At 73.8% G+C, this 16170-nt stretch carries 18 protein-coding genes and 1 tRNA gene; 4 read left to right on the plus strand and 15 right to left on the minus strand.

Annotated elements, in window-relative coordinates:
• Positions 1-21 precede the first annotated feature (21 nt).
• Positions 22-1794, minus strand: a complete 1773-nt coding sequence (locus LN037_RS07750; RefSeq protein ID WP_230751370.1) for a hypothetical protein — start codon at positions 1792-1794, stop codon at positions 22-24.
• Between the two features lie 229 nt (positions 1795-2023).
• Between LN037_RS07750 and LN037_RS07755 the strand changes: the two genes are divergently transcribed.
• Positions 2024-3202: a type III PLP-dependent enzyme gene (locus LN037_RS07755; RefSeq protein ID WP_255693476.1), complete on the plus strand. Its 1179-nt coding sequence runs from the start codon at positions 2024-2026 to the stop codon at positions 3200-3202.
• Complete coding sequence (gene speD, locus LN037_RS07765; RefSeq protein ID WP_308286119.1) at positions 3203-4459, plus strand: adenosylmethionine decarboxylase; 1257 nt, start codon at positions 3203-3205, stop codon at positions 4457-4459. It abuts the gene before it with no gap.
• A gap of 85 nt (positions 4460-4544) precedes the next feature.
• Here speD and LN037_RS07770 read toward each other — a convergent pair whose 3' ends face one another.
• From LN037_RS07770 to LN037_RS07780, 3 genes are all read right to left on the minus strand, one after another.
• Positions 4545-4958: an acyl-CoA thioesterase gene (locus LN037_RS07770; protein WP_230751372.1), complete on the minus strand. Its 414-nt coding sequence runs from the start codon at positions 4956-4958 to the stop codon at positions 4545-4547.
• The gene (locus LN037_RS07775) at positions 4955-6685 is read right to left on the minus strand and encodes an AMP-binding protein (protein ID WP_308286120.1); all 1731 of its coding nucleotides are present in this window, start codon (positions 6683-6685) and stop codon (positions 4955-4957) included. The genes LN037_RS07770 and LN037_RS07775 overlap by 4 nt, the downstream gene beginning before the upstream one ends.
• Before the next feature lie 84 nt (positions 6686-6769).
• The gene (locus tag LN037_RS07780; RefSeq protein ID WP_179796856.1) at positions 6770-6991 is read right to left on the minus strand and encodes a DUF3618 domain-containing protein; all 222 of its coding nucleotides are present in this window, start codon (positions 6989-6991) and stop codon (positions 6770-6772) included.
• Between the two features lie 177 nt (positions 6992-7168).
• Here LN037_RS07780 and bcp point away from each other — a divergent pair, with 177 nt between their 5' ends.
• On the plus strand, positions 7169-7642 hold the full coding sequence (gene bcp, locus LN037_RS07785) for a thioredoxin-dependent thiol peroxidase (RefSeq protein WP_230751373.1): 474 nt from the start codon (positions 7169-7171) through the stop codon (positions 7640-7642).
• A gap of 2 nt (positions 7643-7644) precedes the next feature.
• On the opposite strand, the gene LN037_RS07790 is transcribed toward bcp, so the two are convergent.
• The 5 genes from LN037_RS07790 to rph all read right to left on the minus strand — a co-directional run bounded on the left by LN037_RS07790 (position 7645) and on the right by rph (position 10661).
• Positions 7645-7718 (minus strand) — tRNA-Leu (locus LN037_RS07790).
• Positions 7719-7896: 178 nt separating this feature from the next.
• Complete coding sequence (locus tag LN037_RS07795; RefSeq protein WP_230751374.1) at positions 7897-8709, minus strand: alpha/beta fold hydrolase; 813 nt, start codon at positions 8707-8709, stop codon at positions 7897-7899.
• Complete coding sequence (locus LN037_RS07800) at positions 8693-9304, minus strand: class I SAM-dependent methyltransferase (RefSeq protein ID WP_230751375.1); 612 nt, start codon at positions 9302-9304, stop codon at positions 8693-8695. The genes LN037_RS07795 and LN037_RS07800 overlap by 17 nt, the downstream gene beginning before the upstream one ends.
• Positions 9301-9921 carry an RdgB/HAM1 family non-canonical purine NTP pyrophosphatase gene (gene rdgB, locus LN037_RS07805; protein ID WP_230751376.1) on the minus strand — a complete coding sequence of 207 codons (621 nt, stop codon included), beginning with the start codon at positions 9919-9921 and terminating at the stop codon, positions 9301-9303. The genes LN037_RS07800 and rdgB overlap by 4 nt, the downstream gene beginning before the upstream one ends.
• Complete coding sequence (gene rph, locus LN037_RS07810) at positions 9918-10661, minus strand: ribonuclease PH (RefSeq protein ID WP_230751377.1); 744 nt, start codon at positions 10659-10661, stop codon at positions 9918-9920. The genes rdgB and rph overlap by 4 nt, the downstream gene beginning before the upstream one ends.
• 67 nt (positions 10662-10728) lie before the next feature.
• Here rph and LN037_RS07815 point away from each other — a divergent pair, with 67 nt between their 5' ends.
• The gene (locus tag LN037_RS07815) at positions 10729-12168 is read left to right on the plus strand and encodes a DHA2 family efflux MFS transporter permease subunit (RefSeq protein WP_230751378.1); all 1440 of its coding nucleotides are present in this window, start codon (positions 10729-10731) and stop codon (positions 12166-12168) included.
• A 71-nt stretch (positions 12169-12239) separates the two neighbouring features.
• Here LN037_RS07815 and LN037_RS07820 read toward each other — a convergent pair whose 3' ends face one another.
• From LN037_RS07820 to LN037_RS07845, 6 genes are all read right to left on the minus strand, one after another.
• Entirely contained in the window at positions 12240-12998 is a 759-nt protein-coding gene (locus tag LN037_RS07820; RefSeq protein WP_230751379.1) for an MBL fold metallo-hydrolase, read from the minus strand.
• Between the two features lie 9 nt (positions 12999-13007).
• A complete protein-coding gene (locus LN037_RS07825) occupies positions 13008-13652 on the minus strand; it encodes a rhomboid family intramembrane serine protease (RefSeq protein ID WP_230751380.1) in 645 nt (214 codons plus the stop codon).
• Between the two features lie 31 nt (positions 13653-13683).
• Positions 13684-14634, minus strand: coding sequence for a PLP-dependent cysteine synthase family protein (locus LN037_RS07830; RefSeq protein WP_230751381.1), 951 nt, complete (start codon positions 14632-14634; stop codon positions 13684-13686).
• A gap of 55 nt (positions 14635-14689) precedes the next feature.
• Complete coding sequence (locus tag LN037_RS07835) at positions 14690-14965, minus strand: MoaD/ThiS family protein (protein ID WP_230751382.1); 276 nt, start codon at positions 14963-14965, stop codon at positions 14690-14692.
• Between the two features lie 71 nt (positions 14966-15036).
• Complete coding sequence (locus LN037_RS07840; protein ID WP_308286121.1) at positions 15037-15543, minus strand: M67 family metallopeptidase; 507 nt, start codon at positions 15541-15543, stop codon at positions 15037-15039.
• A 21-nt stretch (positions 15544-15564) separates the two neighbouring features.
• Complete coding sequence (locus LN037_RS07845; RefSeq protein WP_230751384.1) at positions 15565-16137, minus strand: DUF2017 domain-containing protein; 573 nt, start codon at positions 16135-16137, stop codon at positions 15565-15567.
• Between the last annotated feature and the right edge of the window lie 33 nt (positions 16138-16170).

Raw genomic sequence — 16170 nt, forward strand, 5'->3', positions numbered from 1 at the left:
GGCCCTGTACCCGATCGTCGCTCACCACGACCAGAGGCGTGACCACCAGCTCTCGGTGCCCGAGGTGTCGGTGACGGCGCTCGACGTCTCGTACTCGAAGCTCTGCCCGTCCGAGGACTGCGCGGAGTACACCGTCTTCTCCTCGCCGTCGGAGGAGGTGACGCTGCGCCGGGTGACGCTGTTGCCCTCGCCGTCGGAGGTGGTCGTCTCCTTCACCGTCGAACCGTCCGCGTCCTTCGACGTGCTCGACCGGACCGACGAGCTCGACGACCGCGACGTCGGCTTCTCGCTCGAGGACCGCTGGCTCGACGACTTCTCGCTCGACGACTTCTCGCTCGAGGACTCCGGGCTCGAGGGCCGCTCGCTCGATGAGGTCCGGCTCGACGCCGTGCCCTCCGACCGGGAGGACGAGGGCGCCCGCGTGGTCGTCGGGTCCGCCTCGTCGGTCGACTCGCGCGTGGTGGTGACCTCGACGGTGGAGGAGTCGGCCGAGCGCGTGGTGGTCTGCACGGTGCGCGAGCGATCCGCCGGGTCGGTCCGGGTCGCGCGGGTCGTGACCGCGCCGCTGCTCGGGTCGACGCTGCGGCTGCGGGTGGTGGTCACGCCCGTGGTCGGGTCGGTGGCCGTGGACCCGGGATCGTCGGCCGCGGACGGCGCCGCCGTCGTGGTGGCCGTGCCGGTCGGGTCGGCGCCCGACGTCCCGGCGGTGCCCGTGCGGGCGGCCGGACCGGACGTCGTGGTGATCGCGTCCGACGAGCCGGGCGGGGCGTCGGTGGCCGCCGAGCCGAGGGACGGGATCGGCCAGCCCTCGGGCAGCGCGCCGGTCGCGGCGCCGCCCGTCGAGGTCCGGGTGGGGGCCAGCGTGGACCCGGTGCCGGTGGAGGTCGCCTCGCCCGGGAGGTCGGCCGACGTGGTCGCCGACGACGACGGGGCGTCCGAACTGCTCGGCCCCAGCATCGGGATCGGCCAGCCCGCCGGTGCGACGGCGGGCAGCGCCGCGGTCCGCGGGGCGTCGGCGGCCGGGGCGGCGGGGGTGCCCACGCGCCGGTCGGCGCGCCCGTCACCGCTCTTGTCCGCACCCTTGTCCGCGCTCGTGTCCGCCTTCGGGCGGTCGGCGTTCCCGGGGCCCGGGTCGCCACCGCCCTGCGGCGCCCGGGCGCGGGTCTCGTCCCGCTCCCGGGTCTGCTCCGGCGCCCCGCCGAGCACGCGACCGGGGAGGTCGAGCAGCCCGGTGCGCTCGGGCGCCGCCGGAGCAGGCGGACCGGCCGGGGCTGCCGGGGCGGCGGGCGACGCGGGGGCTGCCGGAGCGGCGGGCGACGCGGGGGCGGTCGGCGACGCGGGCGACGCCGGACCCGGGGCGGGCACGAGCGGCGCCGCGGGCGCGGCGGGGGTGGCCTGCGTCGAACGGGACGGGGTGGGCGAGGAGGCACCGCCCGGCACGATGGGCGCGAGCGGCGGGTCCCAGCCGGCCGGGGTGCTCGTGGCGGGCGCCGGGGCACTGCCCTGCGGGCGCGCGCCCGGCAGCGGGATCGGCGTGAGCGGCGGCGCGAGGGAGTCGTCGGGGTCGGCGGGCTCGGACGCCCCGGGCACACCGAGCCCCGGTGCCGGGTCGCGTGCGACCTCCGACCGGGCCGGGGAACCGGTGCCGCCGTGCCCGTCGTCGGCGGGCACGGAGCCGCTGCTCTCGGGCACGAGCGTGCGCGAGGTGCCCGCCGTCCCCGCGGCCTGCTCACTCGGCCCGGGTGGCGCGACCACGCTGCGCCCGACCCCGAGGGCCGCCGCCGCGACCGCCACCGCGAACAGACCCGTGACGGCCGTACTGCGGGCCGACCAGCGCGGCCACCTCCGCTGCCGCCGCCGACCCGTCTCCCATCCTCCCTGGGAGCCCGAAGGCATACGTCTCCTGCTTTCTCCCCGACCCGCCTCTCCCGACCCCGCCAGATCGGAAGATCCCGGACAGTACGCGTCCGATAGGTCTCACGTCAGCCGTTTCGTGCATCGCGGGCCCCTGGTTACGGGCACGATGGAGGGTGTGGGTGCACAGCGAACGGTGCCGGCGCACGGACGTGCGTCGGTCCCGGCGCACCCCTCGCCCGACCAGGTGAAGGCCAGCCCCCGGTTGGAGCTGGACCTGCCGACCGTGCGGGACGCGTTCGCCACCTTCCGTGACGCGTTCCCGAGCGTCGAGCCCGCCTACGCCGTCAAGGCGAACCCGCATCCCGAGGTGCTCGCGCTGCTCGCAGGCCTCGGGGTGAGCGCCGACCTCGCGAGCGTCGGCGAGCTCGACGCCTGTCTGCTCGCGGGGATCGAGCCGCGGCGGATGACGTGGGGCAACCCCGTCAAGAAGGCCTCCGACGTCCGGGCGGCCGTCGCCGCGGGCGTCACGCGGTTCACCACCGACTCCGCCGCCGACGTCGACCTCCTCGCCCGGGAGGCCCCCGGCGCGGCGGTGACGGTGCGGCTGGCGGTCGACGACGACGGCTCCGCCACGCCCTTCGCCGGCAAGTTCGGCGTGCCCCCGGAGGAGGCCGCGGCCCTGCTGCGCCGCGCCGACGCGGCCGGCCTGCGCGCGCACGGCCTGGGCTTCCACCCCGGCTCGCAGCAGACCGACCCGTCGTCGTGGCGGCGGGGGATCGCCTCCGCGCGCCGCGCCGCCGACCTCGCCGGCCTCCCGGTCGGCGAGCTCAACCTCGGCGGGGGCTTCCCGACGAGGCACGCCGCGGGTCCGGTACCCGCGCTGCGGGACATCGCCGCGGCGGTCGACGCCGAGCTCGGTGACTGGCGGCCCCACCTCGTCGCCGAGCCGGGCCGGGCGCTGGTGGCGGACGCGGGCGTCCTCGTCGCCGAGGTCGTCCTCGTGACCGAGCGCGCCGGACGCCGCTGGGTCTACCTCGACGTCGGCCGCTACCAGGGGCTCGCCGAGACCGAGGGCGAGATGATCGTCTACCGGCTCCGCTGCCCCGGCCACGCCGGGTCCGCGCCCCGGGGTCCGGTCGTGCTCGCCGGACCCACCTGCGACGGCGACGACGTGCTGTACCGGCACGCGGACGTCCGCCTGCCGCTCGATCTCGCCCCCGGCGACGTCGTCGAGTTCCTCGGCGCCGGCGCCTACACGTCCAGTTACGCGTCGGTCGGTTTCAACGGGCTACCCCCGCTGCCGACCGTGATCCTGCCGACCTCCGACCCCCGAGAGGACCCCTGATTGACGACCTCCGCCGTGACCCCGGCCGTCCCCGCCCCCTCCTTCGCAGGACGCCACGTGCTCGCCGAGCTGCGCGGGGTCTCCGCCGCACTGCTCGGTGACGACGCCGCCGTCACCCGGGCCCTGCGGACCGCTCTCGACGCCGGCGGGGCCACCGTCCTCGACGTCGTGGCCCACCGCTTCGAACCGCAGGGCACGACGGTGCTGGCGCTGCTCGCCGAGTCCCATGCCTCGGTCCACGCCTATCCCGAGGCGGGTGCTGCGTTCGTCGACGTCTTCACGTGCGGCGAGCACGCCGATCCGGAGCGGATCGTCGAGGTGCTCGGCCGGGAGGTCGGCGCCGTCGAGGTGCGGGCACAGATCGTGGCGCGCGGGGCCGGACTGGCACCGGACGCCGTCGGGCAGCGCGAGGTCGACGAGCCGCTCGCGGAGGGGATGCGCCGCCGCTGGCGGATCGACGAGGTCCTGTTCCGGGGTCGCACCGAGTGGCAGGACATGATCGTCGCGCGGACCGCGCAGGGGATCTCGCTGTTCTGCGATGGCGAGCGGCAGTCCACCGAGCAGACGCAGCTCGTCTACCACGAGGCCCTGGCCGTCCCGCCGCTGCTGCTCGCGGACCGCCTCGACCGGGTGCTGGTCGTGGGCTCGTCCGAGGGCGTGGTGTCGCAGCTGGCGGTGACCGCCGGCGCGTCCGTCGTCGACCACGTGGACATCGACACCGAGTGCGTCCGCCGCTGCGCGGAGCTGCTGCCCTACGGCTACTCCCCGACCGAGCTCGCCGCCGCCGAGGCGCACGAGGGCCCGGTGCGGGTGCACTACGCCGACGGCTGGGAGTTCCTCGCCGCGGCCGCCGAGCGCGGCGACCGGTACGACGTGGTCATCGTCGACCTGCCCGACGAGCCGGTCGAGGTCGACGACCCCGCCCAGCACGCGCGGCTCTACGGGACGCCGTTCCTGGAGCGGTGCGCGGCGGTGCTCGCCCCGGGCGGCGTGGTGAACACCCAGGCCGGGTGTCCGACGGTGTGGCGCAACGACACGCTGAAGCGGATGTCGGCCCGGTTCTCGTCGGTGTTCCCGACCGTGCTGCCGTACTGCTCGGACGAGCACGAGTGGGCCTACCTCACCGGCCGCCTCGACGTCGTCGAGGACCCGGTGGCGCTGGCGGCCTCGCGGCTCTCCCGCTTCCCGACGCTCACGTCGGTGGACGCCGAGGCGCTCCTGCGCGGGTCGATCCTGCCCTTCGCCGTCCGGCACTGACCCGCTCCGGCCCGTGGGACCGTGTCCGTCGGACACGGTCCCACCGCCGGCACGGCCGGCGCCCGACCCGCCGTCGGGAACGGGCTCAGTCCCGTGCGCCCGCGAGCCCCTCGGCCAGCCGCGGCGGCACCGGCACCTTCGTGAACGCCGACGCGTCGACGCACACGTGCACCAGCGACACCGTCACGGCGTCCTCCCAGCCGTCGTCGCCGCGGCGCCGGACGGTCACCCGGGACGACAGCGACGTCGTCCCGACCTTCTCGTTGGTCACGACCAGCGAGACGTCGTCGCCCCAGCGCACGGACGTGGCGTAGTCCAGCGACGCGTGCACGACCTGGATGTCCACGCCGTCCGCGATCATCTCGGGGTACGCGTAGCCGACCGAGGCCAGGAAGCCCGTCATCGCCTCGTCGCACCAGGTCAGGTAGTGGCCGAAGAACACCACACCCTGCTGGTCGACCTCGGCGTACCGCGGGACGACCGGGAACGCGAAGCTCACGACCGCAGGCCGAGCGACTCGTCGGAGAACTCGCCGTCGGGCGTGCCCTCCCCGTTCGGACGCAGCTCGTTCTCGCGCCCGCGCAGCTCGACGCGACGGATCTTCCCGGAGATCGTCTTGGGCAGCTCCGCGAACTCCAGGCGGCGCACGCGCTTGTAGGCGGGCAGGTGCTCGCGGCAGTACTCGAGGATCGAGCGGGCCGTCGACTCGTCCGGGGAGAAGCCGCGCGCGAGGACCACGTAGGCCTTCGGGACGGCGAGCCGGAGCGGGTCGGGCGAGGGCACGACGGCGGCCTCGGCGACCGCGTCGTGCTCGATGAGCACGCTCTCGAGCTCGAACGGCGAGATGCGGTAGTCCGACGCCTTGAACACGTCGTCGGAGCGGCCGACGTAGGTGATGTAGCCGTCCGCGTCCCGGGCTCCCACGTCGCCGGTGTGGTAGTAGCCGCCGCGCATGACCTCGGCGTTGCGCTCCTCGTCGTCGGCGTACCCGACCATCAGCCCGACCGGCCGCTCCGAGAGGTCGACGCAGATCTCGCCCTCCTCGCCGACCGCCCCCGACACGGGGTCGACCAGCGCGATCTCGAAGCCCGGCAGCGGGCGGCCCATGGAGCCGTCCTTGACCGGCTGCCCCGGGGTGTTCGCGATCTGCAGCGACGACTCGGTCTGGCCGAAGCCGTCGCGGATCGTGAGCCCCCAGGCCTCGCGGACCTGCTCGATGACCTCGGCGTTGAGCGGCTCGCCGGCGCCGACGAGCTCGCGCATCGGCACCTTCCAGGCCTTGAGGTCGGCCTGGATGAGCATCCGCCACACCGTCGGCGGCGCGCAGAACGTGGTGACGCCGTGGTCGACCAGCGTGCGCAGCATCGCGTCCGCGTCGAAGCGGGAGTAGTTGTAGATGAAGATCGTCGCCTCGGCGCACCACGGCGCGAACACGTTCGACCAGGCGTGCTTCGCCCAGCCCGGGGAGGCCACGTTGCAGTGCACGTCGCCGGGCTGCAGCCCGATCCAGTACATCGTCGAGAGGTGCCCGACGGGGTATGAGACGTGCGTGTGCTGCACCAGCTTCGGCTTCGACGTGGTGCCCGAGGTGAAGTACAGGAGCAGCGTGTCGTCGGCCCGCGTGGGACCGTCGGGCTCGAACTCGGCCGACTCGGCGGACGCCGACGCGAAGTCCTGCCAGCCCTCGGGGACGGAGGACCCGACCGCCACCCTCGTGTAGTCGCCCGGCACGTCGGCGAACTTGTCGACGTCGGCGTCGCGGACCACGACGTGGGCGGCCGCACCGCGGTCGATGCGGTCGCGCAGGTCGGCCGCGCCGAGCATCGGCGTCGACGGGATCAGCACCGCACCGAGCTTCATCGCCGCGAGGATCGTGTCCCAGAGCTCGACCTGGTTGGCGAGCATCAGGATGATCCGGTCGCCGCGGCGCACGCCGAGCGAGCGCAGCCAGTTCGCGGCGCGGTTGGACCGCGCGGTCATGTCGGCGAAGGAGTACTTCGCCTCGGAGCCGTCCTGCTCGACGATCCACAGCGCGGCGCGGTCCGCCGACGCCGGGTCACGCCCGATCGCGTCGAAGTGCTCCAGCGCCCAGTTGAACTCGTCCATCTGCGGCCACGCGAAGTCGCGGCGGGCGGCGTCGTAGTCGGTCTGTCGCTCGACGAGCAGGTCACGCGCGGCGCGGAACGCCTGCGCGGCGGGAGTCAGTTGCGACGACGACGTCGACACGGCGGGAACCTCCGGAAACGACAGCGGGCGGGCACTGCGAGGTTCCTATCACCTCGCGGTACCCGCCCACAGCCGTACGACCGGCTACTTGAACAGCTTCCGCAGCACCAGCAGCCCGATCAACGTGCCCGCCGCGATCACGGCGTACTTGATCTTCGGGTCCGCCCACTTCTCGGCGGCCATCTCCTTGCCCTGATCGGCGAGACGCTGCGGGTTGGCCCGCTCGGAGAGCTCGTCCAGCGCCCCGGCGAGCGCCTCGCGAGCCTGCTCGATCTCTCGCTCGATGGTGTCCGGGTCGCGTGCCACGGAGCCTCCCTCGTCCTTCTCGGTACGTGCTCTTCGGCACCTCGGGTGCCGCCATGGTGGCGGCATCGTGTCGCCCTCGCGCGTCGACCCCGGGGACGACGCGCCGCACGGTGGCCGACGACATGTGAGCGGTATCGATTCCCCGTCGCTCCGCTCGCCCGGCTATCGTGCCCGCCCGTGGCTGCCGATAACCGCCTGACCCCGGGTGACGTCGCCCCGGACTTCTCGCTGACCTCCGACACGGGCGAGACGGTCTCCCTGGCGGACTACCGCGGACGACGGGTGGTCGTCTACTTCTACCCCGCCGCGAACACGCCGGGCTGCACCAAGCAGGCCTGCGACTTCACCGAGAACCTGGCGACGCTGAACGACGCCGGCATCGACGTCGTCGGCATCTCCCCGGACAAGCCGGAGAAGCTCGCGAAATTCCGCGCCGACCAGGGCCTGACGTTCCCGCTGCTCTCGGACGTCGACAAGACGGTCATGCCCGCCTGGGGCGCGTGGGGCGAGAAGACGATGTACGGCCGCACCTCGGTGGGCGTCATCCGCTCGACCTTCGTGGTCGACGCGGAGGGGAAGATCGAGGTCGCCCAGTACGGGGTCAAGGCCACCGGCCACGTGGGCCGGTTGCTGCGCGATCTGAAGCTCTGACGTACCGGCGATGGGATTCGAACCCACACTGTGCGGCACCTAAAGCCGCTGCCTCCTGCCATTGGGCTACGCCGGTGCACCGTTCGGGTTAGTGGTGGTTCCCGACGGCGGGTGCGGTCACTCTAGGCGGTCTCGCTCCTGTCGCGGGTTACCACCTCGGCCGCCCCACCTTGTCGTTGTGATTCACAACGACAAGGCGACGCGGGCCGGGGAGGAGACCGCGACAAGGCACCGCACCCTCGTCGGGAAGCCCCTCAGAGGTACGACCGGATCGCCTCCGCCATCTCCGGCGCCGCCTCGATCGGCGTGAAGTGCCCGACGTCGTCGAGCACCCGCACCTCCGCGCGCGGCAGCAGGTCCGGCACCGCCGAGGCGAACGCGGCCGGGAAGATCGGGTCCTGCGCGCCCCAGATGACCGTGGCCGGCACGTCGACCGGCGGCGGGAAGTCCGTCACGCCCCGCAGCCCGAGCGCCGTGTACAGCGACGACGAGCCGGAGCGGTACCAGTTCATCGACGCCGTGAACGCCCCCGGCCGCGAGTAGTCCTCGACGAGCTGCTCGTCGACGACCGCCTCCGGCCGCGCACCCCAGTGCGACCAGAAGTGCTCCAGGTACGTGCGGACGGCGGCCGGGTTCGAGTCGATCAGCCGACGGGCCAGCTCGAGCTGGTGGAAGTCCTGGTACCAGAACTCGGGCCGGTAGGAGTCGGACAGCACCGCCTCCACCGTCACCGACGGCGCCAGGGTGTTGCCGAGGACGAGGGCCCGGACGCGGTCGGGGTACTCGCGCGCGTAGGCGACCGCCGTCGTGATCCCGACGTCGTAGCCCACGACGACGGCCGGGGCCAGGTCCAGCTCCCCGAGCGCCGCCACCAGGTGCGCGCGGTCGAAGTCCGACGGCGGCCGCAGCTCGTCACCGGGGGTGAAGGAGCGCCCGAACCCCGGCAGGTGCGGGACGACCACCTCCGCGACGTCCACCAGCAACGGCGTCAGGAGCCGGTAGTCCGACACCCCGCCCGGCCATCCGTGCAGGCAGAGCACCGGGGCACCGCTACCGCTCCGTTCCACCGCCAGCATCGAGAACGACCTCCAGCACGCGGAACCCCGCGTTCGACGACAGTCTCGACACCCTGTACCCCTGATCGCCCAGCCACCGCGCGAGCGAGTCGGATCCGAGGTTCTTCGCGACGACGAGGTGGCTGGGTCCGTCGACCCGCGGGAGCCACTGCAGGAGCAGGTCGTGCAACGCGGTCTTGCCGCCGCGGATCGGCGGGTTGGACCACATGCCGGCGAAGCGGACGTCGTCGGGGACCTCGTCCGGACGGCAGGCCCGCACGTTGCCCAGTCCGGCGGCCCGGGCGTTCTGCTCGGTGAGCGAGAGCGCCCGGGTGTTCACGTCCACCGCCCACACGGTCGAGCGCCGCCGGATCGTCGCCAGCCACAGCGAGATCGGGCCCCACCCGCAGCCGAGGTCGAGCAGGTCGCCGCCCCGCTCGGGCTCCGGGGCGTGCTCGAGCAGGACGCGCGTCCCCTTGTCGAGCCGCCCGCGGGCGAACACCCCGGAGTCGGTCGTGACCGACAACGACAGGCCCCGCACGTCCAGCCGCGCGGGCTCGGGCGCCGACGGCGTGGTCGGCTCCTCGGCGAAGTACTGCTGGTTCACGACGACGGGGCGTCCCCGACGAGCTTCCGCAGCTCCGGCGCCAGCGCCCGGAACGCCCGCGCACGGTGGGACACCGCGTTCTTCTCCTCCGGCGACATCTCCGCGGAGGTCAGCGACCCGCCGTCGGGAACGAAGGCCGGGTCGTAGCCGAAGCCGTTGACGCCGCGCGAGGAGCGGATGAGCCGCCCGGGCCAGCGCTCGGTGACGACGACCTCCCGCCCGTCCGGGTGTACGGCCGCCGCCGCGCAGACGAACGCTGCGCCGCGACGCTCCTCGGGGACGTCGGCCATCTGGTCGAGCACCAGAGCGAGGTTCTTCGCGTCCTTCTCCCGGCGGTCGCCGGTCGAGCCCGACCAGCGCGCGGACAGCACGCCCGGCATCCCGTTGAGCGCGTCCACGGCGAGCCCGGAGTCGTCGGCGACGGCGAGCATGCCCGTCGCGGCGCACGCGTCGCGGGCCTTGGCCAGCGAGTTCTCGGCGAACGTCGCGCCGGTCTCGGGCGCCTCCGGGAACTCCGGGACCTCGTTCAGCCCGATCACCTCGACACCGAGCCCGGAGACGATGTCGCGCAGCTCGGCGAGCTTGGCGTCGTTGCGAGTGGCCAGGAGGACCTTCACGGCAGCTCCCCCGGGTACGGCTCGGCCAGCGCGGCGGCCTGGGCCTCGGTGAGCTTCGCGATGCCGGCGAGGGCGGAGTCGAGCATGGCGTCGAGGGTGGCGCGGGTGTACGTCGCGCCCTCGCCCGTGCCCTGGACCTCCACGAGCGTGCCGGCGTCGGTGGCGACGACGTTCATGTCGACCTCGGCGCGGCTGTCCTCCTCGTAGGGCAGGTCGAGGCGCACCCGACCGTCCACCACGCCCACCGACACCGCGGCGATCGAGCACGAGAGCGGGTTGGGGTCGGCCAGCTTCTTCTTCGCACCGAGCCACGTGACGGCGTCGGCGAGCGCCACGTACGCGCCCGTGATGGCCGCGGTGCGGGTGCCGCCGTCGGCCTGGAGCACGTCGCAGTCCAGCTGGATCGTGTTCTCGCCGAGCGCCTTGAGGTCGATCGCCGCGCGCAGCGAGCGGCCGACGAGGCGGCTGATCTCGTGCGTGCGCCCGCCGACCCGGCCCTTCACCGACTCGCGGTCGGAGCGGGTGTGGGTCGCCGAGGGCAGCATCGCGTACTCGGCGGTCAGCCAGCCGAGCCCGGAGTCGCGCCGCCAGCGCGGCACGCCCTCGGTGACGCTCGCCGCGCAGAGCACGCGGGTGTTGCCGAAGGACACCAGCACGGACCCGGCGGGGTGCTGCTGGAACCCCCGGCGGATCTCGATGGGGCGGAGTTCGTCGTCGGACCTGCCGTCACTGCGTGCCACGGTCGCCCACCCTAGGAGGCGTCGTTCCGGGGCGACGTCGTCGGACCCCCCGGTTAGCGTGCAGGACGTGCCCCGGGATCGTCTCGTCCTCCTCGTCGCCTGCCTCGCGCAGTTCATGGTCGTGCTCGACGTGTCGATCGTGAACGTCGCGCTGCCGGCGATGCGCGAGGCGCTGGGGTTCTCGGCGGTCGGGCTGCAGTGGGTGGTCAGCGCCTACACGCTGGCGTTCGCCGGGGTCCTGCTGCTCGGCGGCCGCGCGGCGGACCTCTTCGGGCGCCGGCGGATGTTCCTGGCCGGGCTCGTGCTGTTCGGGGTCGCGTCGCTGGTCGGCGGGCTGGCCGACTCGCAGGGGCTCGTCCTCGCCGCCCGCGCCGCGCAGGGCCTCGGCGGCGCGGTGCTCTCCCCCGCCACCCTGACGATCCTCACCACCACGTTCACCGAGGGCGCCGCCCGCTCCCGGGCGCTCGGGGCCTGGGCCGCGGTCGGCGGGGTCGGCGGCGCCGTGGGCGGCATCGCGGGCGGGGTGCTCGTGAACTTCCTCAGCTGGCGCTGGATCTTCCTGGTCAACGTGCCGGTCGTGATCCTGACGGCGGTCCTGGCCCGGATCGCGGTGTCCGAGACCCGCGCGGACGACCGACCGCGGCTCGACACGGGCGGCGCCCTGCTCGTCACCGGCGGCCTCGTCGCGTTCGTGCACGGGGTGGTCACCAGCGAGACCGCCGGCTGGGCGGCGCCGCTGACGTGGGGGAGCTTCGTCGTCGCCGCGGTGCTGCTCACGGGCTTCGTGTTCCTCGAGACCCGGATCGCCTCGCCGCTGGTGCCGCTCGGCATCTTCCGCATCCGGCCGGTCAGCGTGGCCAACGCGACGATGGCGCTGATCGCCTCGGCCATGTTCGCCATGTGGTACTTCGTCTCGATCCACATGCAGGGCGTCCTCGGCTTCGACGCCCTCACGGCCGGGCTGGCGTTCCTGCCCCAGTCCGGCTCGATCGTGCTCGGCTCCCAGCTCTCGTCCCGGCTGCTGGGCCGCGTCGGGACCCGTCCCCTCCTCGTCGGCGGGGCCTTCCTGACGGCGGCCGGCTTCGCGTGGTTCGCGCTGCTGACGCCGGAGTCGACGTGGGTCGGCGGTGTGCTGGGTCCCGGCGTCGCGGTGGGGCTCGGCATGGGGATCGCGCTCACCCCGTTGGCCGGGGCGGCCACCTCCGGCGTCGACCGCACGCAGGCGGGGCTCGCGTCCGGGCTGCTGAACACCTCCCGTCAGGTCGGCGGCGCGATCGGGCTGGCCGTGCTGTCCACGCTCGCCACGTCCCGCGCCGACGGCCTCCTCGCGGTGGGCGCCTCCCCGGCCGCGGCGTCGACGGCGGGCACCACCCGGGCGTTCGCGGTGGCGGCCGTGGTCGTCGCGGTCGCCGGGCTCGTCGCGCTGCTGCTCCCCCGGGCGCCCCGCACCACGGACGACTCCCCCGCCGGGCTCGTCGACACCCCGGACGGCGCGCCCGCGCGCTGAGGCGCCGCCGGCCTGCGGGCGTCCGGTGTCGGCGCCGTGCCCGGGGTGCCGGTCGGAGCAGGGACGCGCTCTCAGATCGTGTAGTGCCCGTCGGGGCGCACCAGCTCGGCCGGGCCGGAGTACTCCGTGCGCGCCTCGGCGAGCAGCTCCGCCCCGTCGTACCAGGCCGGGACGTGCGTGATCAGCAGCCGCTTGACGCCGGCCTCGCGGGCGACCGCACCGGCCTGCTTGCCGGAGAGGTGCACGCCCGGCGGACGGTCGGGCGAGTCCGTCCAGGTGGCCTCGCAGAGCAGCACGTCGGCGCCGCGGGCGAGCTCGACGAGCGAGTCGCACGGCCCGGTGTCACCGGAGTACACGAGCACCCGTCCGTCGTGCTCGAGCCGCACGCCGTAGGCCTCGCAGGGGTGGTCGACCGGGGCGCTCGACAGCGCGATGTCCCCGACGCCGGCCGGGCCGTCGGCGAAGACGTGGTAGTCGAAGACGTCGGTGAGGTCGGTGGCCACGCGCTCGTCGGAGGACGGGGCGTAGGCGACGGCGAGGCGCACCTCGGACTCGCTCGGCCCGTGCAGCGGGAGCACCTTGCCGGGGCCGTCGGGGTGGTAGCGGCGGTGGACGATCAGGCCCGAGACGTCCGCGCAGTGGTCGGGATGCAGGTGCGAGAGGACCACCGCGTCGAGGTCGAACGGGTCCATGTGGCGCTGCATCGTGCCGAAGGTGCCGTTGCCCAGGTCGAGCGCGAGCGTCGTGGAGCGGGTGCGCACGAGGTACCCGGACGCGGGCGAGGTGGGTCCGGCCCCGCTGCCGGAACACCCCAGGACGATCAGTTCCACGCGGGCACCCTACGGGCCGATCGGAGAGGGCGACACTCCGTCGGACGGCCGGGTTCCCCGGGAACCCCGCCGATCGGCGCCGGCGACCAGGCGGGCGGCCAGGATCCCGGCGAGGGCGCCGAAGAGGTGGGCCTGCCAGGAGACGCCGGGCGTACCGGGCAGCACGCCCCAGAGCACCCCGCCGTAGACCAGGAAGAGCACGACGGCGAGGACGATCTGGCGGCCGGACCGGGCGAAGAAGCCGCGGAACAGCAGGAACGCCAGCCACCCGAAGATCACGCCGGACGCCCCGACGGTGATGCCGAAGCCGGTCAGCCACGTGAGGAACCCGCCGAGCAGCCAGACCAGGGCGGTGACGGCGATGAACTGGCCGAGCCCGCCCGCCAGCACGAGGAACCCGAGCACCAGGAACGGCAGGGAGTTCGCGATCAGGTGGGCCCAGCCGGCGTGCAGCAGGGGCGCCCAGAGGATCCCGGACAGGCCGTCGACCTGGCGCGGGACGATGCCGTCGTAGTCCAGGGCGCCCCGGAGGACGAACTGGTCGACCGCCTCGATGACCCACAGCAGGGCGAGGAAGAGCACCATCCCGACGGCGGCGCGGGCCGGGCGCGCCGGGATGATGCGGGGCTTCGCGGGGACCGTCGGCGTGCTCACCACTCCGACAGTAGCGACGGAACCTGAGAAATCAGGCCCAGAGCTGGCCCTCGAGCCCCTCCGCGGCCTCCTCCAGGGTGCCGGAGTAGGCGCCGGTCGACAGGTACTTCCACCCGCCGTCGCACACGATCATGACGATGTCCGCCTCGTCGTCGCTGCCCGCGGCCTTCTCGGCCTGGGCGAGCGCGGCGTGCAGGATGCCGCCGGTCGAGATGCCGGCGAAGATGCCCTCCTGCTCGACGAGCTGGCGGGTGCGCCGCAGGGCGTCCTGGGCGCCGACCGAGTAGCGGCCGGTGAGGATGTCCGGGTCGTAGAGCTCCGGGACGAAGCCCTCGTCCATGTTCCGCAGCCCGTACACGAGCTCGCCGTAGCGGGGCTCGGCGGCGATGATCTGGCAGTCCGGCTTGTGCTCGCGCAGGTAACGGCCGGTGCCGACCAGGGTGCCGGTGGTGCCCAGACCGGCCACGAAGTGCGTGATCGTCGGGACGTCGCGGAGGATCTCCGGCCCCGTGCCCTCGTAGTGCGAGAGCGGGTTCGCCGGGTTGCCGTACTGGTAGAGCATGACCCAGTCCGGGTTCTGCGCCGCGATCTCCTTCGCGGTGGCCACGGCCTGGTTCGAGCCGCCCGCCGCGGGCGAGAAGATGATCCGCGCGCCGTACATCTCGAGCAGCTGGCGCCGCTCGGCCGACGTGTTCTCCGGCATGACGCACACGAGCGAGTAGCCCTTGAGCTTCGCCGCCATCGCCAGCGAGATGCCGGTGTTGCCGGAGGTCGGCTCGAGGATCGTGCACCCGGGCGTCAGCAGCCCGTCCTCCTCGGCCTTGGTGATCATCCGCAGGGCCGGGCGGTCCTTGATCGAGCCGGTCGGGTTGCGGTCCTCGAGCTTGGCCCAGAGCCGGACGTGCGGGGCCGGCGAGAACGACGGCAGCCCCACGACGGGGGTGTCGCCCAGGGCGTGGATCAGCGAGTCGTACCGCGCCATCGGGTGCTCCAGAGAAGAGACGGCCCCCGGGCCGCATCGGCCCGGGGAACGGGGCTCAGCGTCCGCCGGCGACGGCGGGCAGGATCGTCACGGTGCCGTTGTCCGGGACCTGCGCGTCGAGGCCGCCCGCGAAGCGGACGTCCTCGTCGTTGACGTAGACGTTGACGAAGCGGTGCAGCGCGCCGTCGGTCACCAGCCGGTCCTTGATACCGGGGTGGTTGGCCTCGAGGTCGGCGATGACCTCCTGCAGCGTCGACCCCTCGGCCTTGACCTGCTTCTCCCCACCGGTGTGGGTGCGCAGGATCGTCGGGATCGAGACGGTGGCGGACACGGCTTTCCTCCAGGAGACGGGATCGATTGCTCTACGACAGCGTCGCACGACGCCGGGTTGTTCCGGGTGCGTCAGGAACGGTCCGGCACGTCACCCGCGCCGGTGTGGGAGAACATGTAGTTCTCCACGACCTGCACGTCGTCCTCGACGACCTCACCCGCGTCGTCGAGCAGGAACGACCGCAGGTCGTAGTCGGAGTCCGGGCCGGTGATGGCCACGATCACGAAGTGGACGCCGGGCTGCAGGCCCATGTACTCGATGTCCTTGACCGAGGGGTACGCCTCGGGCAGGCCGGAGTCGGTCAGCGGGCGGCGCGGCACGCGGGTGTGCGAGTGGAAGACCACCACGGTCTCCTCGTCGCGCTCCGTCGCCTCCTTGTACACGGCGAACTGCTCGCGGGAGTCGAAGCGGTAGTCGCTGCCCTGTGCGTCCGGGTCGTCGGCGTTCGTCATCGGCACGTAGCGCTCGGGCCGGTCGGACTCCTCCGGGCCCAGCAGCTGGCCGCACGCCTCGCGCGGGTGGTCGGCGCGGGCGTGCGCGACCAACTCCTCGACGAGATCACGGCGGATGACGAGCACGGCGTCCACCTTACGGGGCGGCTACGGCAGGAGCACCGTGAGCAACGAGTCCTGCAGCCAGGTCAACCAGTGGTAGACGGGCAGGTGGTCGGTCCGGGGGTCGTCCGGCGGCAGCTGGTCGGGCATGTCCTCGGTCACCTCGAGCGCGGTGCCGAGCGCCAGCCGGACGTCGTTGACCGCGGACAGCCACGCCTCGGCCTGCGGCACCGTCAGCTCCACGCGGCCACCGCCGCCCGGGCAGGAGCCGAGCACCGTCGCGACGGCGTCGCGCTTGGCGGCGATCAGTTCGGGCTCGTGCACCGACCGCATCGCCGCCGACAGCGCCGCCCCGTCCGCACCGGCGCCGCCCTCGGCGTCGGGACGGTGGAAGTCCGGCAGCAGCCGGGAGAGCACCGGGTCGTCCGGCGCGGTCGACGGGCCGGTGCGGATGCCGGTGAGCTCGGCGAGCTCGTCCTGCGGCACCTCGTCGGCGCGGCCGGAGAGCATGTCGTCGACCTGCCCGACGAGCCCGCGCAGCACCGAGGCCTCGGCGGGGTCGAGGACCGCGACGTAGCGGGCGCGCTCGCCCCGCCCGTGCCGTTTCCAGGCGCGCACGACCTACCCACACCCCGTCGCTGCGCTCGCCCC

The sequence above is a fragment of the Actinomycetospora soli genome (assembly GCF_021026295.1).
GTDB lineage: Bacteria > Actinomycetota > Actinomycetes > Mycobacteriales > Pseudonocardiaceae > Actinomycetospora > Actinomycetospora soli.

Coding starts and splice junctions, on each gene's coding strand:
- LN037_RS07755 (WP_255693476.1), top strand. CDS start 2,024: ATGGAGGGTGTGGGTGCACAGCGAACGGTGCCGGCGCACGGACGTGCG.
- LN037_RS07830 (WP_230751381.1), bottom strand. CDS start 14,634: ATGGCGCGGTACGACTCGCTGATCCACGCCCTGGGCGACACCCCCGTC.